Source organism: Brevundimonas sp. (assembly GCF_036732845.1).
Lineage (GTDB): Bacteria > Pseudomonadota > Alphaproteobacteria > Caulobacterales > Caulobacteraceae > Brevundimonas.
This window is the reverse complement of the sequence record NZ_DAINBO010000010.1, coordinates 58,132-76,078: the sequence shown is the minus strand read 5'-3', so window position 1 is coordinate 76,078 and position 17,947 is coordinate 58,132. Positions and strand designations below refer to the sequence as shown.

At 69.3% G+C, this 17,947-nt stretch carries 15 protein-coding genes and 1 tRNA gene; 4 read left to right on the top strand and 12 right to left on the bottom strand.

Features of this window, described 5'->3' with window-relative positions:
- Positions 1–4: 4 nt before the first annotated feature.
- Positions 5–1,483: a hypothetical protein gene (locus V7D63_RS05755; protein ID WP_333591307.1), complete on the top strand. Its 1,479-nt coding sequence runs from the start codon at positions 5–7 to the stop codon at positions 1,481–1,483.
- A gap of 8 nt (positions 1,484–1,491) precedes the next feature.
- Here V7D63_RS05755 and V7D63_RS05750 read toward each other — a convergent pair.
- Positions 1,492–1,564 (bottom strand) — tRNA-Ile (locus V7D63_RS05750).
- Positions 1,565–1,743: 179 nt separating this feature from the next.
- On the opposite strand from V7D63_RS05750, the gene V7D63_RS05745 reads away from it, so the two are divergent.
- Positions 1,744–2,475 (top strand): SIMPL domain-containing protein, encoded by a 732-nt coding sequence (locus V7D63_RS05745; RefSeq protein WP_333591306.1) that lies wholly within the window; start codon positions 1,744–1,746, stop codon positions 2,473–2,475.
- A gap of 250 nt (positions 2,476–2,725) precedes the next feature.
- Here V7D63_RS05745 and V7D63_RS05740 read toward each other — a convergent pair whose 3' ends face one another.
- The 9 genes from V7D63_RS05740 to V7D63_RS05700 all read right to left on the bottom strand — a co-directional run bounded on the left by V7D63_RS05740 (position 2,726) and on the right by V7D63_RS05700 (position 12,773).
- Complete coding sequence (locus V7D63_RS05740) at positions 2,726–3,001, bottom strand: hypothetical protein (protein ID WP_333591305.1); 276 nt, start codon at positions 2,999–3,001, stop codon at positions 2,726–2,728.
- Between the two features lie 54 nt (positions 3,002–3,055).
- Positions 3,056–3,793, bottom strand: coding sequence for an SIMPL domain-containing protein (locus V7D63_RS05735; RefSeq protein ID WP_333591304.1), 738 nt, complete (start codon positions 3,791–3,793; stop codon positions 3,056–3,058).
- Between the two features lie 57 nt (positions 3,794–3,850).
- The gene (locus V7D63_RS05730) at positions 3,851–4,081 is read right to left on the bottom strand and encodes a hypothetical protein (protein ID WP_333591303.1); all 231 of its coding nucleotides are present in this window, start codon (positions 4,079–4,081) and stop codon (positions 3,851–3,853) included.
- Between the two features lie 48 nt (positions 4,082–4,129).
- The gene (locus tag V7D63_RS05725) at positions 4,130–5,170 is read right to left on the bottom strand and encodes a DNA adenine methylase (protein ID WP_333591302.1); all 1,041 of its coding nucleotides are present in this window, start codon (positions 5,168–5,170) and stop codon (positions 4,130–4,132) included.
- A 95-nt stretch (positions 5,171–5,265) separates the two neighbouring features.
- The gene (glyS, locus tag V7D63_RS05720) at positions 5,266–7,338 is read right to left on the bottom strand and encodes a glycine--tRNA ligase subunit beta (protein WP_333591301.1); all 2,073 of its coding nucleotides are present in this window, start codon (positions 7,336–7,338) and stop codon (positions 5,266–5,268) included.
- Entirely contained in the window at positions 7,338–8,243 is a 906-nt protein-coding gene (locus tag V7D63_RS05715) for a glycine--tRNA ligase subunit alpha (protein WP_333591300.1), read from the bottom strand. The genes glyS and V7D63_RS05715 overlap by 1 nt, the downstream gene beginning before the upstream one ends.
- 85 nt (positions 8,244–8,328) lie before the next feature.
- Entirely contained in the window at positions 8,329–9,201 is an 873-nt protein-coding gene (locus tag V7D63_RS05710; RefSeq protein WP_333591299.1) for a 4-(cytidine 5'-diphospho)-2-C-methyl-D-erythritol kinase, read from the bottom strand.
- Between the two features lie 8 nt (positions 9,202–9,209).
- Positions 9,210–11,081 carry a tetratricopeptide repeat protein gene (locus V7D63_RS05705; protein ID WP_333591298.1) on the bottom strand — a complete coding sequence of 624 codons (1,872 nt, stop codon included), beginning with the start codon at positions 11,079–11,081 and terminating at the stop codon, positions 9,210–9,212.
- A 45-nt stretch (positions 11,082–11,126) separates the two neighbouring features.
- Positions 11,127–12,773: an electron transfer flavoprotein-ubiquinone oxidoreductase gene (locus V7D63_RS05700; RefSeq protein WP_333591318.1), complete on the bottom strand. Its 1,647-nt coding sequence runs from the start codon at positions 12,771–12,773 to the stop codon at positions 11,127–11,129.
- Between the two features lie 192 nt (positions 12,774–12,965).
- Between V7D63_RS05700 and V7D63_RS05695 the strand changes: the two genes are divergently transcribed.
- Entirely contained in the window at positions 12,966–13,778 is an 813-nt protein-coding gene (locus V7D63_RS05695) for a uracil-DNA glycosylase (RefSeq protein WP_333591297.1), read from the top strand.
- Positions 13,779–13,886: 108 nt separating this feature from the next.
- Positions 13,887–15,551 (top strand): lytic transglycosylase domain-containing protein, encoded by a 1,665-nt coding sequence (locus V7D63_RS05690; protein ID WP_333591296.1) that lies wholly within the window; start codon positions 13,887–13,889, stop codon positions 15,549–15,551.
- Between the two features lie 360 nt (positions 15,552–15,911).
- Here the strand turns inward: V7D63_RS05690 and V7D63_RS05685 are convergent, their stop codons facing one another.
- Both V7D63_RS05685 and V7D63_RS05680 read right to left on the bottom strand, forming a co-directional pair.
- Positions 15,912–16,580, bottom strand: a complete 669-nt coding sequence (locus tag V7D63_RS05685; RefSeq protein ID WP_333591295.1) for a glutathione S-transferase — start codon at positions 16,578–16,580, stop codon at positions 15,912–15,914.
- A gap of 3 nt (positions 16,581–16,583) precedes the next feature.
- Positions 16,584–17,939, bottom strand: coding sequence for a Gfo/Idh/MocA family protein (locus V7D63_RS05680; protein ID WP_333591294.1), 1,356 nt, complete (start codon positions 17,937–17,939; stop codon positions 16,584–16,586).
- Between the last annotated feature and the right edge of the window lie 8 nt (positions 17,940–17,947).

Below are 17,947 nucleotides of genomic sequence, written 5' to 3'. Positions count from 1 at the left end.
GAGTATGATCAGCCTCCGTCATTGCCTGACCGGCGCCGCCGTCTTGGCCCTGACCGCCGCCGCCGGTCTCGCCGCCCAGGCGCCCGAGGCCCGCGCCCAGACGGCCGCCAAGGTCGAAAGCCAGACACGTCCGAATTTCGGCGTCCTGCTGGACCCGCCCACGCGCGGCTACCGCTCGCGCAATCATCGCCGTTTCGACTACGGCCGACACAGGCCCGACTGGCGCCCCGGCCATCCGGGCGGTCCCGGCGGCCAGGAGGTCGTGCTGGTCGACTGCGGCGGCAATCCCGGCTCGGGCGCGGTCGAGGACGCCGTGCGCCGCGTGCGGCCGGGCGGCACCCTGGTCATCCGCGCCCGCGCGGGGGCCTGCGTCGGCTGGCTGAACATCGACAAGCCGATCACCATCATCGGTGAAAGCGGCTTCGATCCGCGCGACTGGACCCGCAACCCGACCCCGACGCTGCAAGCGCCCGACGGCCTGCCCTGCATCACGGTGGCGCATGGCGTCCGCGTCGAGATCCGCGACATGGTCTTCGCCTCGCCGCGCGCGGGCGACGCCGCCTGCCTGGTCGGCTACGGCGCCGAGATCATCATGAACCGCGTCGGCTTCCGCCATGCGGGCGACGAGGCGGCCCTGTACATCGACGGCGGTCTGCTGGACATCCGCAACATCGTCGTCGACGCCCAGACCGTGGCCCCGGCCATCGTCGCCGACGGCGCGACGGTGACGGCGCATGAGCTGACGGTCACCGGTTCGCAATCGGGCATAGAGCTGACGCCCGGCGCCGGGCCGGTCTCGACCCTGTCGGCCACCACCCTGATCGGCTCGGAACAGCCGGTGAATTTCGGGCCGCGCGCCATCGGCCTGCTGGTCCGGGCCGCGCGCGAGTACGGCCGCCTGGAGGTCACGAACACCAAGATCTGCGGCTATGTCGAGGGCGTGGTGGTGGAAGGGGCCTCGGTCTCCATCGACCAGAGCCGCATCTGCAAGGCCGACAAGGGCGCGGTGCTGTACAATGGCGAACTGAGCCTGACCGACAGCCGCATCCGCGCCGCCACAGTGGGCGTGGCCGCCGCCTCGGGCCGGGCCGTGGTCCGCGACAACAGTTTCGCGGGCGTGCGCGACGTCATCTACGCCGAGGACCGCGCCGTCATCGAGGCTAGCGGCAATCAGGTCTGGTCGCGCGACAGCATCTGCCGCCCGCGCTTCGACGCCCGTTATCGCGACCGCTACGCCCCGTCGTGGAACGGCCGGCCCGAGAGCGGCTGGGAATGCCAGAACCGGCCCTATCCGCGCGACTGGTGGGACCAGGACGAAGGCAGCCTGGGCCAGCCCTACTATGACGACGCCTACAGCCTGGAAGGCTACGACCGGTTCCAGCAGGGCTATGGCTGGTACGACCGCGACGGCCGCTACATCAACGCCGATCGCCCCACCGGCGACGCCCGCTGGCGCGGCGGCGGCGGTCTGTGGGGACGCTGAGACGTCGGTAGGCGCGGAGGGACTTGAACCCCCAACCAGACCGTTATGAGCGGTCGGCTCTAACCATTGAGCTACGCGCCCCCGATGACGACGCCTCGCCTAGCAGGCGCCGCGTCGGGCGAAAAGGGCGCCGTTTCGCCCCAAGGCTGAATGGAACCTGCCGACACGCCCGTCCATTCGGTTCAGACATGAACGGCCAAGGTCCGGCCACGGTCGCGCGCCACCCTGGCCCGGCCCCATCGAAGACGGAGACTCTCGACATGACCCGCACCCTGCCCGCCCTGATGCTGGGCGCCGCCTTGGCCGCCGCCGCCGCCCCGGCCGCCCTGGCCCAGACCCAGCCCCTGACCATCCAGACGGTGGCCGAGCGCCCGGCGCTGAACCTGTCGGCCTATGGCGAGGTGAAGGCCGCCCCGGACATGGCGACGATCAGCTTCGGCGTGGTCACCGAGGCCGCCACGGCCGCCGAGGCCATGGCCCAGAACGCCGCGCGCATGACCCAGGTCATGGCCGCCCTGCGCCGCGCCGGGATCGAGGATCGCAATGTCCAGACCTCGGGCCTGAACCTGTCGGCCCAGTACGATTACGTCGAGAACCAGCCGCCGCGCCTGCGCGGCTATCAGGCCAACAACCGCGTCACCGTGATCATCGACGACCTGACCAAGGTCGGCACGACGGCCGACGCCGTGGTCGCCGCCGGGGTCAATCAGATCGACGGCATCGGCTTCGGCCTGAAGGACCCGACCGCGGCCGAGAACCGCGCGCGCCAACTGGCCGTGCGGGCGCTGCAAGGCAAGGCGGCCCTGTACGCCCAGGCCCTGGGCGTCGAGCTGGGCGGCATCCGCTCGCTGAGCGAGGGCGGCGGCTACAGCCCGCGTCCGCCGGTCATGTACGCCCGCGCCGAGGCCATGGACATGGGCGGCTCGACCCCGGTCGCGGCGGGCGAACTGACGGTCCGCATCGACATCACCGGCGTTTACGACATCCGCTGACGACAAGAGGTCCCGCCGTCGAAGGACGGCGGGACCCGGCGGCGGCCTTCGCCCTCGCCCCGAGGGTTCAAGTCCGAAAAAAAGCGCGTCTATCGAGTCTATCGAGTCGATCTAGTCTAGATTCGTTGTCCCTTCCGCCGAGCTTCACTGGTCGCTCCATAGCGCGTGGCCGCGCCGAATGCGGACGCAGGGGATGGGCGGCGCATCACCCTATCGGGCCGTATGGCGTGCGGACCCTTAGTCTCCGCCCCTAGTCTCCGCCTCTGGCCAGCATCAGGCCGACGCCGACGTTCAACCCGTAACAGATGCCCAGGGCCGCCAGCTTGGCCACCGCGCCATCGTCGAGGATGAACAGCGGCAGGCTCCACGGCAGGCCCAGAAGCGTAGCGGGCAGGAAACTGACGCTCGCCCCGCCCTGCCCCAGCACCGCCAGACCCATCGGCGTGGCCGCCATCAAGGCCAGGGCGCCAGCCAGCACATAGCCGCCGAACAACACCCAGCGCAGACCTTTCAGGGTTCGCGTCATGGCCGGCTCCTCCGTCAGGGGATGGGACGGCCGATGATCAGCGAGGTCAAGCGCCTATTCAATCTCGAACGTAACACTGAGCCTTTTCTCGGCGGCGATCGGCGCGGGCGACAAGGAAATATCCACCGAGGGGCGAGCACGCGATGCCGTGACCACCACATCTTCGACTTCTCCGGTCTCAGTGACGCCGCCCATCCGATTGTCAGGGACTTGAACCCTGAGCACACGAACGATGCGCTGACCGGAAGCCGTCGAAATGACTTCCGCCTGGCGCCGGGCATCCACGAAAGCCCGTCGTCCAGCCTCCGCTTCGAGTTCACCGCGCTCGCCGAGGTCGAAAGCCTCGACGGTCACGGACTCCGCACCGCGCTCCGAAACCAAGGACATCGCATTCCCCGCTACAGATATGGGAGCGCCCTTGATGAAGAGGTCGATTGCGGCGATGTAACCGGTGATCGGGCAGTTGCTATCGTCGTAATGGTCTTTGCTACAGGCGAGATCATAGGTCGGAGAGACCGATGTTTGTGATGTGGTGACGACCAGGCCCGACAAGCCGTCAAGCAACTGGATACCGTCGGAGACCCGTCGCTGGGTTTCCGCCAACGCGCGCAAAGCCGAGACCTGGTCATCACCGCGGCCGTTTATCTTCGCGCTCATGCGAAATGTGTCCGGCATGGCCTCCGCTCGGCCGACGCCGATCACCGCAATGGTAGGGCGTTCCGTCGGTGCAGTTTGAGCGGCGGCTGGAAACGCCACGGCTGAAAAGGCCAGAAAGAGTATGGGCGTCTTCATCGTCTCATCTCCTTGATATCAGCAAAAGAGACGTGGGCGCCGGTTTGGTCAACCGGATCAGAGCGCCAGCACGCCGCCGACCAAGGCGCCCAGGACGGCGGCGAACACCGCGCCGCCGACCACGATGACCCAGCGGGGAATGTCGTCCGGCGTCGCCGATTCGATCTCGGCGTCGTTGGCGGCGCGGCCGTTGAAACGTTCGACCGGCGGCAAGGCCCAGGCGGCCGGCTCAGGCCTGGTGTTTGCGACCGGGCGGGCATGGCGAGGCGGCAGGATCAGCTCTTCCATCCGACGATAACGACGCCGGGCGCGGACGCGTTCCCGCCAGCCGCCGTCTCAGGCCGCGTCGGCCAGGCTCACCGGGTTCTGGGTGCAGACGAACAGATATTCGACATTGCGCAGGCGGCCGACCGCCCCGACCTTTTCCCCCCTGGGATTATGGATGCCGATGCGGGCGCCGACATAGCGGGGGCGGTCGATCTCGATCACCTGGACATGGCCGCGCGCCGACAGCATGGCCGTCAGGTCGTCGCGGCTCAGATAGCCCTCGTCATTGAACGAGACGATCAGGTTCGGCGCCTTCAGCCGCTCGATCACCGTCGCCAGGGCCGGGCCGATGCCGGGGCGGCTGTTGAAGGCGCTCTTGCGCGTACGACAGTCGATCCGTTTGTTGGCGACGCCATAGGTCTCGGGCCGGTCCCACAGGATCAGGCTTTCCCAGACGTGGTAGTTCGACAGATAGGAGTGCTGATTGTACGGCGGGTCCAGATAGACCAGATCGGCCTCGATCCGGTCGGCGATCTCGACCGCGTCGGCGCGGGTGGCGACACAGGGACCGGCGGCGACGGCGGGCTGCAGCGCGGGCAGCCGCAGCTCCAGCGGCTTCAACGCCCGCCGCGCCCACGACTTCATATAGGCCATCTGCAGACCGGCGGTGGAATCGACCCGGTCGGCCGCCTCCATCAGGGCGACCAGGACGACGGCCTTCAGCTCAGGTTCCAGATCCAACGCCTCGATCCGGTCGCGCATGGCGTCGATGCGGGCGCCGTTGTCCGGGTGGATGAAACGGGCGTCGGTGCAGAAGGTCTGGGTGAACCAGCCGGGTTCCGGCGCCACGGCCGACAGCTCGGCCAGGATGCGTTCGGCGGGGGCGGCCCAGCGCTCGCGGTCGGCCTGGACATAGCAGGCGGCCAGGGCGTGGGCGTAGGCGTTGTGATCATTGGACCAGACGCGGAACCCTGCGCCTTTCAAGGCATGGCCGACGCGGGCCGAGCCGGAGAACAGGTCGCACACGGTTCCCCCATCGGGCAGCAGCCCGCGCACGGCCGCCAGGATCGGGTCCAACAGGGCGCGCTTGGAGCCGATGTATTTGATCATGGGCGACGACCGGGATTCGGCATGGCCGTGAGGCTAGCACTCACAAGGCGGCGCAACCTAACCGTCCTTCTCCCCTTGCGGGAGAAGGATGACGGTCATCCCCCGATCAGGCCGAAGTCGGCGACCCGGCCCATGACGTCGCGCACCTGGCCCAGCAGTTTCAGCCGGTTGTCGCGTTCGGCCGGGTCGTCCGAATTGACCATCACCGCGGTGAAGAAGGCGTCCACGGGCGCGCGCAGGCGAGCCAGGGCCGACATGGCGGCGGCGAAATCTTCGGTCGCCAAAGCCGCGTCCACGGCGGTCGCGGCGTCCGCGACGGCGCCGGCCAAGGTGATCTCCTCGGCGGGCTGGTTCGGCAGGTTCGTGGCGACGTCCCCCTCGGGCAAAGGTCCCTTCTTGGCCTCGGCGCGCAGGATGTTGGACGCGCGCTTATAGCCCGCCAACAGGTTCGCCCCGTCGTCGGCGGCCAGAAACGCCTGAAGCGCCTCGACCCGCCGCACGATGCGCACGAGGTCGTCGTCGCCCAGCGCGAAGACGGCGTCGACGAGGTCGTGGCGCTTGCCCTGATCGCGGAGGAGGACCTTCAGACGGTCGGCGAAGAAATCTTGGACCTCACCCTCCAGCGCCCCCTCGTCGAGCAGGCGATGCCAATGTGGGCCGACCCGACCTTGAACAGCCTGAACCATGCTGATGGCATCGCGGATTTGTAGCCGCACCCCGTTCTCCAACACCAATCGGATCACCCCCAGCGCCGCACGACGCAGGGCGAACGGGTCTTTCGATCCCGTCGGCTTCTCATCGATGGCGAAGAAGCCGACCAGGGTGTCCAGCTTGTCGGCCAGGGCCACGGCCACCGTTACGGGCGCGGTCGGCACGGCGTCGGCCGGACCTTGCGGGCGATAGTGGTCGCGCACGGCGTCGGCGACGGCGTCGGGATGACCGGCCAGGCGCGCATAATAGCCGCCCATGATCCCCTGCAATTCCGGGAACTCCCCGACCATGCCGCTGGCCAGATCGGCCTTGGCCAGGCGTGCGGCCTCGGCGGCCTGATCCGGGTCGGCGCCGACCAGGGGAGCGATCTCGCGGGCCAGGGCCGTGATGCGCTCGACCCGCTCGGCCAGGGTTCCCAGCTTGGCGTGGAAGGTCACGCCCTGAAGCTTTTTCAGCCAGGCGTCGAAGCCGACCTTCTGGTCCTCGTCCCAGAAGAAGCGGGCGTCGTTCAGGCGCGCCGACAGGACGCGCGAATTGCCCGCCGCCAGCGCCTTGCCGCCGTCGCTCGCCTCGACATTGGCCACCACCACGAAATGCGGGGCCAGGCCGTGTTTGGCCGGATCGCGCACGGCGAAATATTTCTGGTGCGTCTTCATCGACAGACGCACCACCTCGGGCGGCAGGTCCAGGAACTGGGGGTCCATGTCGCCCAGGATCGGCGTCGGCCATTCCGCCAAGCCCGACACCTCGTCCAACAGGCCGTCGTCATCGACCAGGGCCAGCCCCTTGTCGGAACAGACCTTTTGCGCCGCCTCCAGGATGCGCAGCCGCCGGTCGGCCGGGTCCAGCAGGACGAAATGCCGTTCCAGCTTTTGGCGATAGTCCTCGAAATCGGCGACGCCGAACGGTTCGCCCGAACCGAGGAAGCGGTGCCCCTCGGTCACGTCGCCGCTTTCGATGCCGTCGATCTCGAACGGCACGACGGCGTCATCGAACAGGCACAGGATGCGCTTGATCGGCCGCACCCAGCGCAGGCTGCCCGAACCCCAACGCATCGACTTGGGCCAGGGGAAGCCGCGCACGATCTCATCGACCATGGCGGGGATCATGTCGGCGACGGCCCGGCCCTTTTGGCTGATGACCGCGAACAGCACGCCGTCGCGTTCGACCAACTGGTCCCGCGTCAGGCCGGTCTTGCGCAGAAAGCCGTCCAGCGCCTGTTCCGGGGCCGAGGTCTTGGGACCCTTGATCTCTTCCTCGCGGTCGGGCGTGGCGACGGGCAGGCCCTCGGCCACCAGCGTCAGACGGCGCGGCCCGGCATAGGTGGTCAGCGACCGCCACTCCAGCCCGGCGGCCTTCAGCCGCTCGGACGCCATCCGCTCCAGATCGCGCGCGGCCCCGGCCTGCATGCGGGCGGGGATTTCTTCGGAGAAGATTTCGAGGAGGAGCTGGGCCATCACGCGCGCCCCCGCTCTTGCTCGACCCACTCTGTGGCGCAGGCCTTACAGAGGTCCCGTATCCGGCCGATGTAGCTCTGACGTTCGGCCACGGCGATGGCGCCGCGGGCGTCCATCAGGTTGAACAGGTGGCTGGCCTTCAGCACCTGGTCATAGGCCGGCAGGACCAGGGCCTGGCCTTGCGGACCCTTCATGGCGAGGAACCGCGACACCTCGGCCACCATGTCCTCGAACCGGCGCTTCAGGCCATCGACGTCATAGCCGTGGAAATTGGCCTCGGACTGCTGGCGCTCATTCTCCAGGAAGACCTCGCCATAGGTCAGGCCGTCGTTGTTGAATTTCAGATCATAGACGTTGTCGACGCCCTGAACGTACATCGCCAGACGCTCCAGCCCATAGGTCAGCTCGCCCGAGACCACATCGACTTCGATGCCGCCGACGCCCTGGAAATAGGTGAACTGGGTCACCTCCATGCCGTCGCACCAGACCTCCCAGCCCAGGCCCCAGGCGCCGACGGTGGGGTTTTCCCAATCGTCCTCGACAAAGCGGATGTCGTGCAGTTTCGGGTCGATGCCGATGGCGGTCAGCGAGCCGAGATACAGGTCCTGAAGGTTGTCCGGGTTCGGCTTCAGGATCACCTGGAACTGGTAATAGTGCTGGAGCCGGTTGGGGTTTTCGCCATAGCGGCCGTCGCCGGGGCGGCGGCTGGGCTGGACATAGGCGGCCTTCCACGGGCGCGGACCCAGGGCGCGCAGCACCGTCGCCGGATGCAGGGTCCCGGCCCCGACCTCGATGTCATAGGGCTGCAACAGGGCGCAGCCCTGCGCGCCCCAATAGTGTTGCAGGGTCAGGATCAGGTCCTGGAAAGACAGGGGCGTTTTCTGGGGTTCGGTCGGTCGGGACAAGGCGGAATCCGGCGTTCGCAGGCGCGAAAAAATGACGGCGGACCCTAGGGCGCGCGGCCCCTGGATTCAACCGAGACCCGGCGGCTTATTTCGGCGCGCCCAGCACGCAGGGCCGCACCCACCAGCCGGGATGCGCGCTCGTCAGGGCCTGGGCCGCCGCCTCGGCGTCTTGCCCCGTGCGGCACAGGCCGAACACCGTGGCCCCCGACCCGGACATCCGCGCCAGGGCCGCGCCCGGCGTCGCCGCCACCGCGTCCAAGGCCCGGCCGATGACCGGCTCCAGGCCGATCGCGGGCGTCTGAAGGTCGTTCCTCTGATGCGCCAGCCAGTCGATCACCGCCTCGACCGACCAGTCCGCGGGCGCGGCCGGGCGGTCAGGCGCTGCGCCCGGCCCGGCGTCATAGGCGCGATAGACGGCGCCCGTCGGCGAGGGAACGCCGGGATTGACCAGAACAGCGGGCAAGGGCGGCAGACGCGGCTCGGGCGTCAGACGCTCTCCCCGGCCCTCGGCCCAGGCGGTGCGGGCCAACAGGCACATCGGCCCGTCGGCGCCGATCTCGGCCGCCACGGCCGCCAGCGCACCATCGTCCAGCGTCAGCCCCAGCGCCTCGCGCGCCAGCCTCAGCGCCGCCCCCGCGTCGGACGACCCGCCGCCCAGCCCCGCCGCTATGGGCAGCCGCTTGTCCAGGGTCACGGCCAGGGGCGGCTCGCCGATCCCCGCCGCCCGGCCCAGCGCCCGCAAGGCGCGCAGGATCAGATTGTCCCCCTCGCCCGCCAGACTGGCGCCGAACGGTCCCGTCACGGTCAGGGACAGTCGATCCGCCCGCGCGACCGTCACCACGTCGCCCACGTCGGCGAAGACGGCCAGGCTGGACAGCGGATGATAGCCGTCGGCGTCCACCGGTCCGACGTGCAGGAACAGATTGACCTTGGCCGGGGCCAGGACGGCGAACGTCATCCCCGGTCTCAGGGTTGGGCGCCGACGGGTTCCAGCCCCTGCTCCAGCTTGCGGCGGGCGCGCTCGGCCTGCTCTTCGCTGGGATCCAGCGTCAGGACCCGCGCCCACTGGAACTGAGCCTCGCGCCGCCGCCCGACCTGCCAATAGGCGTCGCCCAGGTGGTCGTTGATCTCGGGATTGGCCGGCAGCTTGTCCACCGCCGCCTCCAGCGTCAGCACGGCGTCGTCGTACTTGCCCTGCCGATACTGCGCCCAGCCCAGCGAATCCTGGATGTTGCCGTTGTCCGGCTGGGCGAAATAAGCCTTGGCCACCATTTCGGCGCCCTGGTCGATCCGCGCGCCGCTGTCGATCCAGAGATAGCCCAGATAGTTCAGGGTCGAGGGATCATCAGGCTTCTTCTGCAAGGCGGCCCACAGTTCAGCCTCGGCCTCGCCGGTGCGGCCCAGATTCTCATAGGCCGCGCCGCGCATGAAATGCACGTCGTACGTCTGGTCCGCCGTGTTCAACAGCGGCCCGTTCAGCAGCGCCAGGGCTTCATCGAAGCGCCGCAGTTGGTTCAACTGCCCGGCCAGCAGGCGGATCACCCCCGGATCGGTGGGAACGGCCGCGGCGGCGCGGCGGTAGGCGTCCAGCGCCTCGGCCGGTTGATCGGCTTCGTCCAGGCTCACCCCCAGTTGAACTTGGGCGGCGGCATAGAGGCTGGGATCTTGGTTCGACACGCGTTCAAACTCGCCGCGCGCGGCGGCGCCCAGACGGGCGCGGCCCAGGGCCTGGCCCAGGCGATAGCGCGTCTCGTCCGTCGGGTTCAGCTCCAGCGCCAGCCGCAGATAGAAGGCCGAGAACTCCTGCGAGCGTTCGGCGGCGGCCAGGGCGGCGGCGCTGATCAAGGCCGCGGCCGCGCCCTGGCGGAAATTCGGCGCGGCAGGCGGACGGGCGCCCGAGGCGACACGGGCGCGCGCCTGGCGGATGGCGACATCGGCCTGGTCGGCGGCGATGGCGGCGTCATACAGGGCCAGGGCCTCGTCGCGGCGGCCGCGCCGCTCCAGGAACTGGCCGTACGGCAGGCGGAACAGGGCGCCGGACTGGGCGAAGCCGGTCAGGGTCTTGAACTCCGCCTCCGCCTCGTCGAAACGGCCGCGCGCCTCCAGAATCAGGGCGCGATTCTGGCGGACGAACAGGGCGGTCAGGGCGTCGGCCTGGGTCGGAACTGGGGCCAGGGCGCGCGTCCAGTCGCCCGCCGCCGCCGCGATCCAGGGCGCGATCAGCAGCCCGGCGCGCGCATGGGGCGCCTGAACGGGGGTCGCGGCCAGGGCCGCATCGGCCTGACGCGCCCGGCCGTGGGCGAAGTCCTGGACCGCGCGCACCACCAAACCGGCCTGCGACAGGGTGGCGGTCGCCTCTTCGGCGGGCGGGGCCAGACGCGCGGCGTCGTCCAGATCGCCGCTCAGCAACAGGGCGGTGAAGGCGCGGTCGCGCACGGCGGGCTGTTCGGGAACCAGGTCCGAGGCGGCGGCCAGATAGGCGGCGCCCGTCGCTCCCTCGCCCCGCGTCAAGGCCAGCCGTCCGGCCAGGAACAGGCCGTAGGCGCTGCGTCCGTCCTCGTCGCGCGGCACCGGCGACCAGACGGTCGGAATGGGCGTGACCGGCGGCGCCTCGGGCGCGGCGTCCTCTTCGCCGGGTTCACCCTCGACAGGGGCGGCGGCTCCCGGCTCGGCCTCATGGGCCGGGACGGGCGTGGTCGGTTCCGCCGCAGGCGGGGTCTGGACCGGAGGCGCGGACGGCGGCTGCTGCGCCCAGGCGGCGGGCGCCAGGGCGGTCGAAGACAGGGCGGCCGCGGCGACGGCGGACAACAGAAGGGCGCGCGGGCGGGCGGTCGTCATCGCGCCACCTTGCCCGAACCCTGCGGCGCCGCAAGGGCGCGCGGGTCACATATTCGGATAGTTCGGCCCGCCGCCGCCCTCGGGCGTCGTCCAGACGATGTTCTGCGACGGGTCCTTGATATCGCAGGTTTTGCAATGGACGCAGTTCTGGGCGTTGATCTGAAAGCGCGGCTCGCCGCCGCCTTCGGGCGTCAGCACCTCATAGACACCGGCCGGGCAATACAGCCGCGCCGGTTCGCCGTATTTCGGCAGATTCACGCCGATCGGCACCGACGGGTCCAGCAGCCGCAGATGCGCGGGCTGGTCCTCGGCGTGGTTGGTGTTGGAGATGAAGACCGACGACAGCTTGTCGAACGACAGCTTCCCGTCCGGCTTGGGATAGGCGATGGCCTTGTGCTTGGACGCAGGCTCGGTCGAGGCCGCGTCAGTCTTGCCGTGCTTCATCGTCCAGGGGACGTTCAGGCGAGTGATCGATGAGAACCACATCTCGGCCACGCCCAGGGCGCCGCCCAGGGTGGTGCCGAATTTCGACAGATAGGGCTTGGCGTTGCGGACCTGTTTCAGCTCGCGCTGGACCCAGCTCTTCTCATAGGCGGCCTGATAGGCGTCCAGTTGGTCGCCAGCACGGCCCGCGATGACCGCATCATAGGCGGCGTCGGCGGCCAGCATGCCGGTCTTCATGGCGTTGTGGCTGCCCTTGATGCGCGGCACGTTGACGAAGCCGGCCGAACACCCGATCAGCGCCCCGCCTGGGAAGGCCAGTTTCGGCACCGACTGGAAGCCGCCCTCGGTGATCGCCCGCGCGCCGTACGAGACGCGGGTCCCGCCCTCTAGATGTTCGGCGACGGCCGGGTGGTGCTTGAAGCGCTGGAACTCGTCGAACGGCGACAGGAACGGGTTCTTGTAGTTCAGGTGCACGACATAGCCGATGGCCACGTAGCGGTCGCCGAAATGGTACAGGAAGGACCCGCCGCCGGTGTGTTCGTCCAGCGGCCAGCCGGTGCTGTGCTGGACCAGGCCGGGCTGGTGCTTGTCGGCCGGAATCTGCCACAGCTCTTTCAGGCCGATGCCGAATTTCTGGGGTTCGGCCGCGTCGGCCAGGCCGTGTCGGGCCATGACGGTCTTGGCCAGGGAGCCGCGCGCGCCCTCGGCGATGAAGACGTATTTGCCGTGCAGTTCGATGCCCGGCTGGAAGTCGCCGGTCGGCTTGCCCTCGCGGTCGATGCCGAAGACCCCGGCGACGACGCCTCGGACCCGGCCCGACGGTTCGTCCCAGACCACATGGCTGGCGGCCATGCCGGGATAGACTTCGACGCCCAGCGCCTCGGCCTGTTCGCCCAGCCAGCGCGTCAGATTGCCCAGCGAGGCGATGTAGCAGCCGTCGTTGTGCATCAGCGGGGGCAACAGAGGCATGGGCAGGCTGAGCTGTCCCTGCGGACCCAGGACCAGGAATCGGTCCTTGGTCACCGGCGTCTCCAGCGGCGCGCCGCGGTCCTTCCAGTCGGGGAACAGTTCGTTCAGCGCCTTGGGGTCGATCACGGCGCCGGACAGGATATGGCCGCCGATCTCGGCCGACTTCTCCAGCACGGCGACGGAGACGTCCTTGCCGTCCTTTTCCGCCCGCTGTTTCAAACGGATGGCCGCCGACAGGCCGGCGGGACCGCCGCCGACGATGACCACGTCATACTCCATGACCTCGCGCTCGACCCCCGCCAGAGCCTCGGCGGGCGGCAGTTTGTCGATCACCGCCTCTTGCCAGGCGTTCTGGGCGCCGCCTTCGATGGTGTCCTCGGCCATGGCTGATGTCCTGCGCAGCGCTTTGTCGTCGTCCGTTTATCGGGACGTGACGCGAGGGCGGTCAAGGCTTATCCCTGCGGGCATCCGATGACCGACGCCGTTCCCGACCCTCGTGCGCTGGAAAGCCTGCTCGCCTTTTGGCGCGATGCGGGGGTCGACGCCTGCTATGGCGATGCCCCAATCGACCACACCCACGTCAAGCCGACGCCCAGCCTGAAGGCCGTGGCCAAGATCTCGGCCGCCGTGGTCCCCGCCTCGCCGGGCGCGGATGTCGGCGAAGCCCTGGCCGAGGCGCGCAGGTTGGCGGCGGGCGCGGCGACCCTGCAGGACCTGGCCGGCGCGGTCGCGGCGTTCGAGGGCTGTCCCCTGCGCGCCATGGGGGCGACCCAGGCCGTGTTCGGGCGCGGCGATCCCAACGCCCCGGTCCTGATCATCGGCGAAGGTCCCGGTGCGGACGAAGACCGGCTGGGCCAGCCCTTCGTCGGCAAGGCGGGCCAGCTTCTGGACCGGATGCTGGAGGCGGCGGGCCTGACCGGGCGGGTCTTCATCACCAACACCGTCTTCTGGCGGCCGCCGGGCAACCGCACGCCCAATCCCCAGGAACAGGCCGTCTGCGCGCCCTTCGTCGAGCGCGCTTTCGCGATCCTGCGGCCCAAGGCCGTGCTGCTGCTGGGCGCGGCGGCCACGAAGTCGGTGCTCCAGACCGACGAGGGCATCATGCGGGTGCGCGGCCAATGGCGCGACTGGCGGCTGGCGGAAGGCGCCGTGTCCGCGCCGGTCATGCCGACCCTGCACCCCGCCTTCCTGCTGCGTCAGCCGCTGGCCAAGCGCCAGGCCTGGGCGGACATCTTGTCGCTGGCGGCCCGGTTGGACGCGGCCGAGGTTGAGTCCAAAGGTTAATTCCGGCATTCTGTTCGGCTGACGACCAGCGCCGAAGACCGCCCATCCTGAATCGAGACGGGCCTGAATCACCAGGTAATGGGGCGAGGACCGAGGGGGCCGCCGCGTATGCGTAATTTCCACCGCGCGATCCTCGCGCCGACGCTCATCCTGTTGCTCTGCGCCGTGGCGGCGGGCGCCTCTGCGGGTGAGGCGTCGGGCGAAATGGGCGGGCGGCCGCAGGCCCTGTCGAGCGCCGATCGCCTGTCCTACACCACCGCCTTCGACGCCTTGCGGCGCGGCGACCTGGAGCTGGCCCGCGCCTCGGCCCGCCAGGCCCAGGACCGCATCCTGCTGGGCCAGGTCGAGTTCGAGCGCCTGTTCCACCCCGACTACACCGCCACCTTTGAAGAGCTGTCGGCCTGGCTGGACGACTATTCCGACCTGCCGATGGCCCCGCGCGCCTATGCCCTGGCCCTGCGCCGCCGCCCGGACGGCGCGCCCGAGCCGAAACGGCCCGCCGGCGTCGGCGGCCGCACCTGGGACAGCGTCGTGGCCTCGGGCGGCGCGGCGGACGATCCGATGAAGGCGGCGCGCATCGCCTTCAACGCCGACGACCTGAGCGGCGCCTATCGCCTGGGCGCGGAGATCGGCGACTGGTGGACCGCGGGTCTGGCCGCCTGGCGGCTGGGCGAGTTTGCTGACAGTTTCCGCGCCTTCGAGCGGGTGGCCACCGATCCGACCGAGGACCCCTGGGTCCGAGCGGGGGCCGCCTTTTGGACCGCCCGCGCCGCCGGCCGCAGCGGACGCCAAGACCGGATCGACGACTATCTGCGCATGGCCGCCCAATGGCCCTCGACCTTCTACGGCCAGATCGCCCTGAGACAGTTGGGCGAAGAGCCGGAGATCCAGAACCAGGGACCGCGCCCCTATGACGCCGCCCCGGCGCGGCGCGGCGCGCTGCGCCAGGTCTCGATCCAGGTCGACGCCCGCGAAATGGCCGGCTTCATCGACGAGAACACCCAGGCACGCCGCACCCTGGCCCTGTTCGAGATCGGCCGCCGCGCCGATGCGGAACAGGCCCTGCGCACCGGTCTGCGCACCGCCGCGACCGACACCGCCCGCCGCATGTGGACGGCCATAGCCGAAACCATCGACCCGCGCCCGACCGGCACGGCCGACGCCCTGAAGATCGACGCCGACCGTTATCCGATGCCGGTGCTGGAGCCTGAGGGCGGCTTCACCGTCGAACAGGCGCTGGTCTATGCCGTGGCGCGCAAGGAGACGAGTTTCAACCCCCAGGCGCGATCCAGCGCCGGCGCCTATGGCCTGATGCAGGTGATGCCGACGACGGCGGCCGAACTGAGCGGGGACCGGGGCTTCGTCTCCGAGCCGGAGCGCCTGTTCCAACCGGCCGTGAACCTGCGGCTGGGCCAGGCCTATCTGAACCGGATGCTGCAACTGAACGCCTTCCAAGGCGACATCCTGCGCACCGTCGCCTCATACAACGCCGGGCCGGGACCGATGCTGGCGGCCCTGCGCAAGCTGGGACCGGACCCCGATCCCCTGCTGCTGATCGAGACGATCGACGTGCCCCAGGCGCGCGACTATGTCGAAAAGGTCGTGGCCGCCTATTGGATCTATCAGCGTCTGATGGGCCGTCCGTTGAACACCCTGGACGCCGTGGTCGCGGGGCGGTCGAACATCGGCATCGGCCTGGACTATGTCCCGCCGCCGCCCGCGCCCACGCCGGTCGAAGTGGCCGCCGCGACGACGACGGCGAGCACGAACTGAGTTCGCTTGTAATCCCCATACCCCGCTCATCCCCGCGAAAGCGGGGACCCAGTCCTTTGGGTGACGGCCGGCGGCAAGAACTCAACCCAACCATCCCGAGCGACGGCGGCAGGTGAGACTCTCACTGGGTCCCCGCTTTCACGGGGATGCTCGGAAGCGTGATTGAGACTTAAAACACGCTGGTCAGAAGGGTCGCCGCCAGGCAGCCGCCGATCAGCATCGCCAAGGCCATGCCCGCCAGGGGCGACAGGGGACGCGCGTCGTGTTCGATCGGTTCGGGCATCGCGCCGCTCCAACGACCGTTCTGGCCGATGGTCGGACGATAACAGCGATCCCTTAACCTCAGGTCAGCGGGTCCGGTTAACTGGCGTTCAGCTCCGCCTGGGCCATCGCCGTCCATTCCAGGAACAGGGGATCGTTCAACAGCGCGTCGCGATAGGCCGCCGCCACGCCGTCGTCGCCGAAGGCGGCCAGATCGACGCTCCAGTGCCGCATCCGCGCCGCCACCGGGGTGAAGAAGGCGTCGGCGATCGACCAGGCGCCGAACAGATACGGCCCATCCGCGCCGAACCGGCCGCGCATGTCCCGCCACAGCTCGACCATCCGGCGCAGATCGGCGTGCAGCGTCGGTTCGTCCGGCGTCTCGGCCCGGGCGTCGCCGACCATCGGATGGTCCGGTCCCATGCCCATGTGGGTGCGCAAGGCCATGAAGGCCGAGTGCATTTCGCACACCGCGCTGCGCGCCAGCCAGCGCGCCTTGGCGTCCAACGGCCACAGCTTCGCGTCAGGATACTGTTCGGCGCACCAGACGCTGATCGCCAACGAGTCCCACAGGATCTCGCCATCGACCTTCAGCACCGGAACCTTGCCGGACGGCGACACCGCCCGAACCTTGGCCTCATAGCCTTCACCGTAGAGCGGCACCTGGCTCAGCGCGAACTCGGCCCCGCAGCGCCTCAGCACCAACCAGGGCCGCAGCGACCAGGTCGAGAACGCGAGATTGCCGACAATCAGTTCAAGCTGGCTCATCAATCAGGCTCCGGTGAAATCGAAGGGGGTTTGCCGGTCCCGCCACCGGCCCTCGGTGAAGTCGGGGAAGTCGACGGTGGCGTTGTCCGCCGCGATGGAGGCTTCGGACAGGGGCGTGATCGCGCTCCAGGCCACGGCGTCATAGACGTCGATGGGCATGTCGCCGCCCGCCTTCAGCGCCTCGACGAAGACGTGGATGGCGAAGAAGTCCATGCCCCCGTGCCCGGCCCCCGCCGCCTGTTCCGCGAACTCGGACCACAAGGGGTGATCATAGCGGTCCAGCCAGCCCTGCGCCGGGTCCCACTGGTGGGCGGGGCTTTGGCCCTCGATGTGGATCGACTTGTTGACGTCCATCCACAGACCCCTCTCGCCCTGAACCCGAAAGCCCAGCGAATAGGGACGCGGCAGGTTGGTGTCGTGCGTCAGCCGCATCGTCGTGCCGTCCGCACAGGCGATCGAAGTCGTCACCACATCGCCCAGCCGGAATTTCACCCCGGCGTTGGGGTGCGTCTGGCCGCCCTCGGCCGTCACATAGTCGTGCAGCCCCCGCGCCTTGGACGCATAGCTGGTCAGGCGGGTGAAGCGATTGCCCCGGTGGATATTGGCCCATACGGCCATCGGGCCGATGCCGTGGCTGGGATACAGGTCGCCGTTGCGGTCGACCGAATGCTGGGTGCGCCAGCGCGCCTCGGACCAGCCCCGCGCGCCGAACTCGACCCCGCCGCCATAGGCCTGGCCCACGACGCCGGCGTTGAATTTCACATGACGCAGATCGTGCTGATAGCCGCCTTCCAGATGGATCATCTCGCCGAACACGCCCTCGCGGACCATGCGGGTGATCGCCATCACGTCGCGGCGGAAGCAGACGTTCTCCAGCAGCATATAGGGCGTGTTCGTCCGCTGCTGGGTGCGCAACACGGCCCAGTGGTCGTCCAGCGTAACGCCCGCCACGACCTCGCAGCCGACGGCGACGCCCGCCTCCATCGCCCCGATGGCCATCGGGGCGTGCCATTCCCACGGCGTGGCGATGACCACCGCGTCCAGATCGCCCGACGCCAGCATTTCGCGCCAGACCTGATCCGAGCCGGTCCACACCCGCGGCGACGGCTTTCCCGCCTCGACGAACTGTTTCAGCGCCTGATCCAGCGTCCATTGTTCGATGTCGCACAGGCCGACGACATCCACATCGTCACGCCGCACCAGTTCGCGCAGCAGCACCCGACCGCGCATCCCCACGCCGATCATGCCGATCCGCACCCGGTCGTTCGCCGACCGGCGGGTCCCCGCCCACACGGTCCCAGGAAGGGCGCTCGCCCCGCCGGCGGCCGCCGCTCCCACCAGAAGTTTGCGACGATTCACGGCATGGC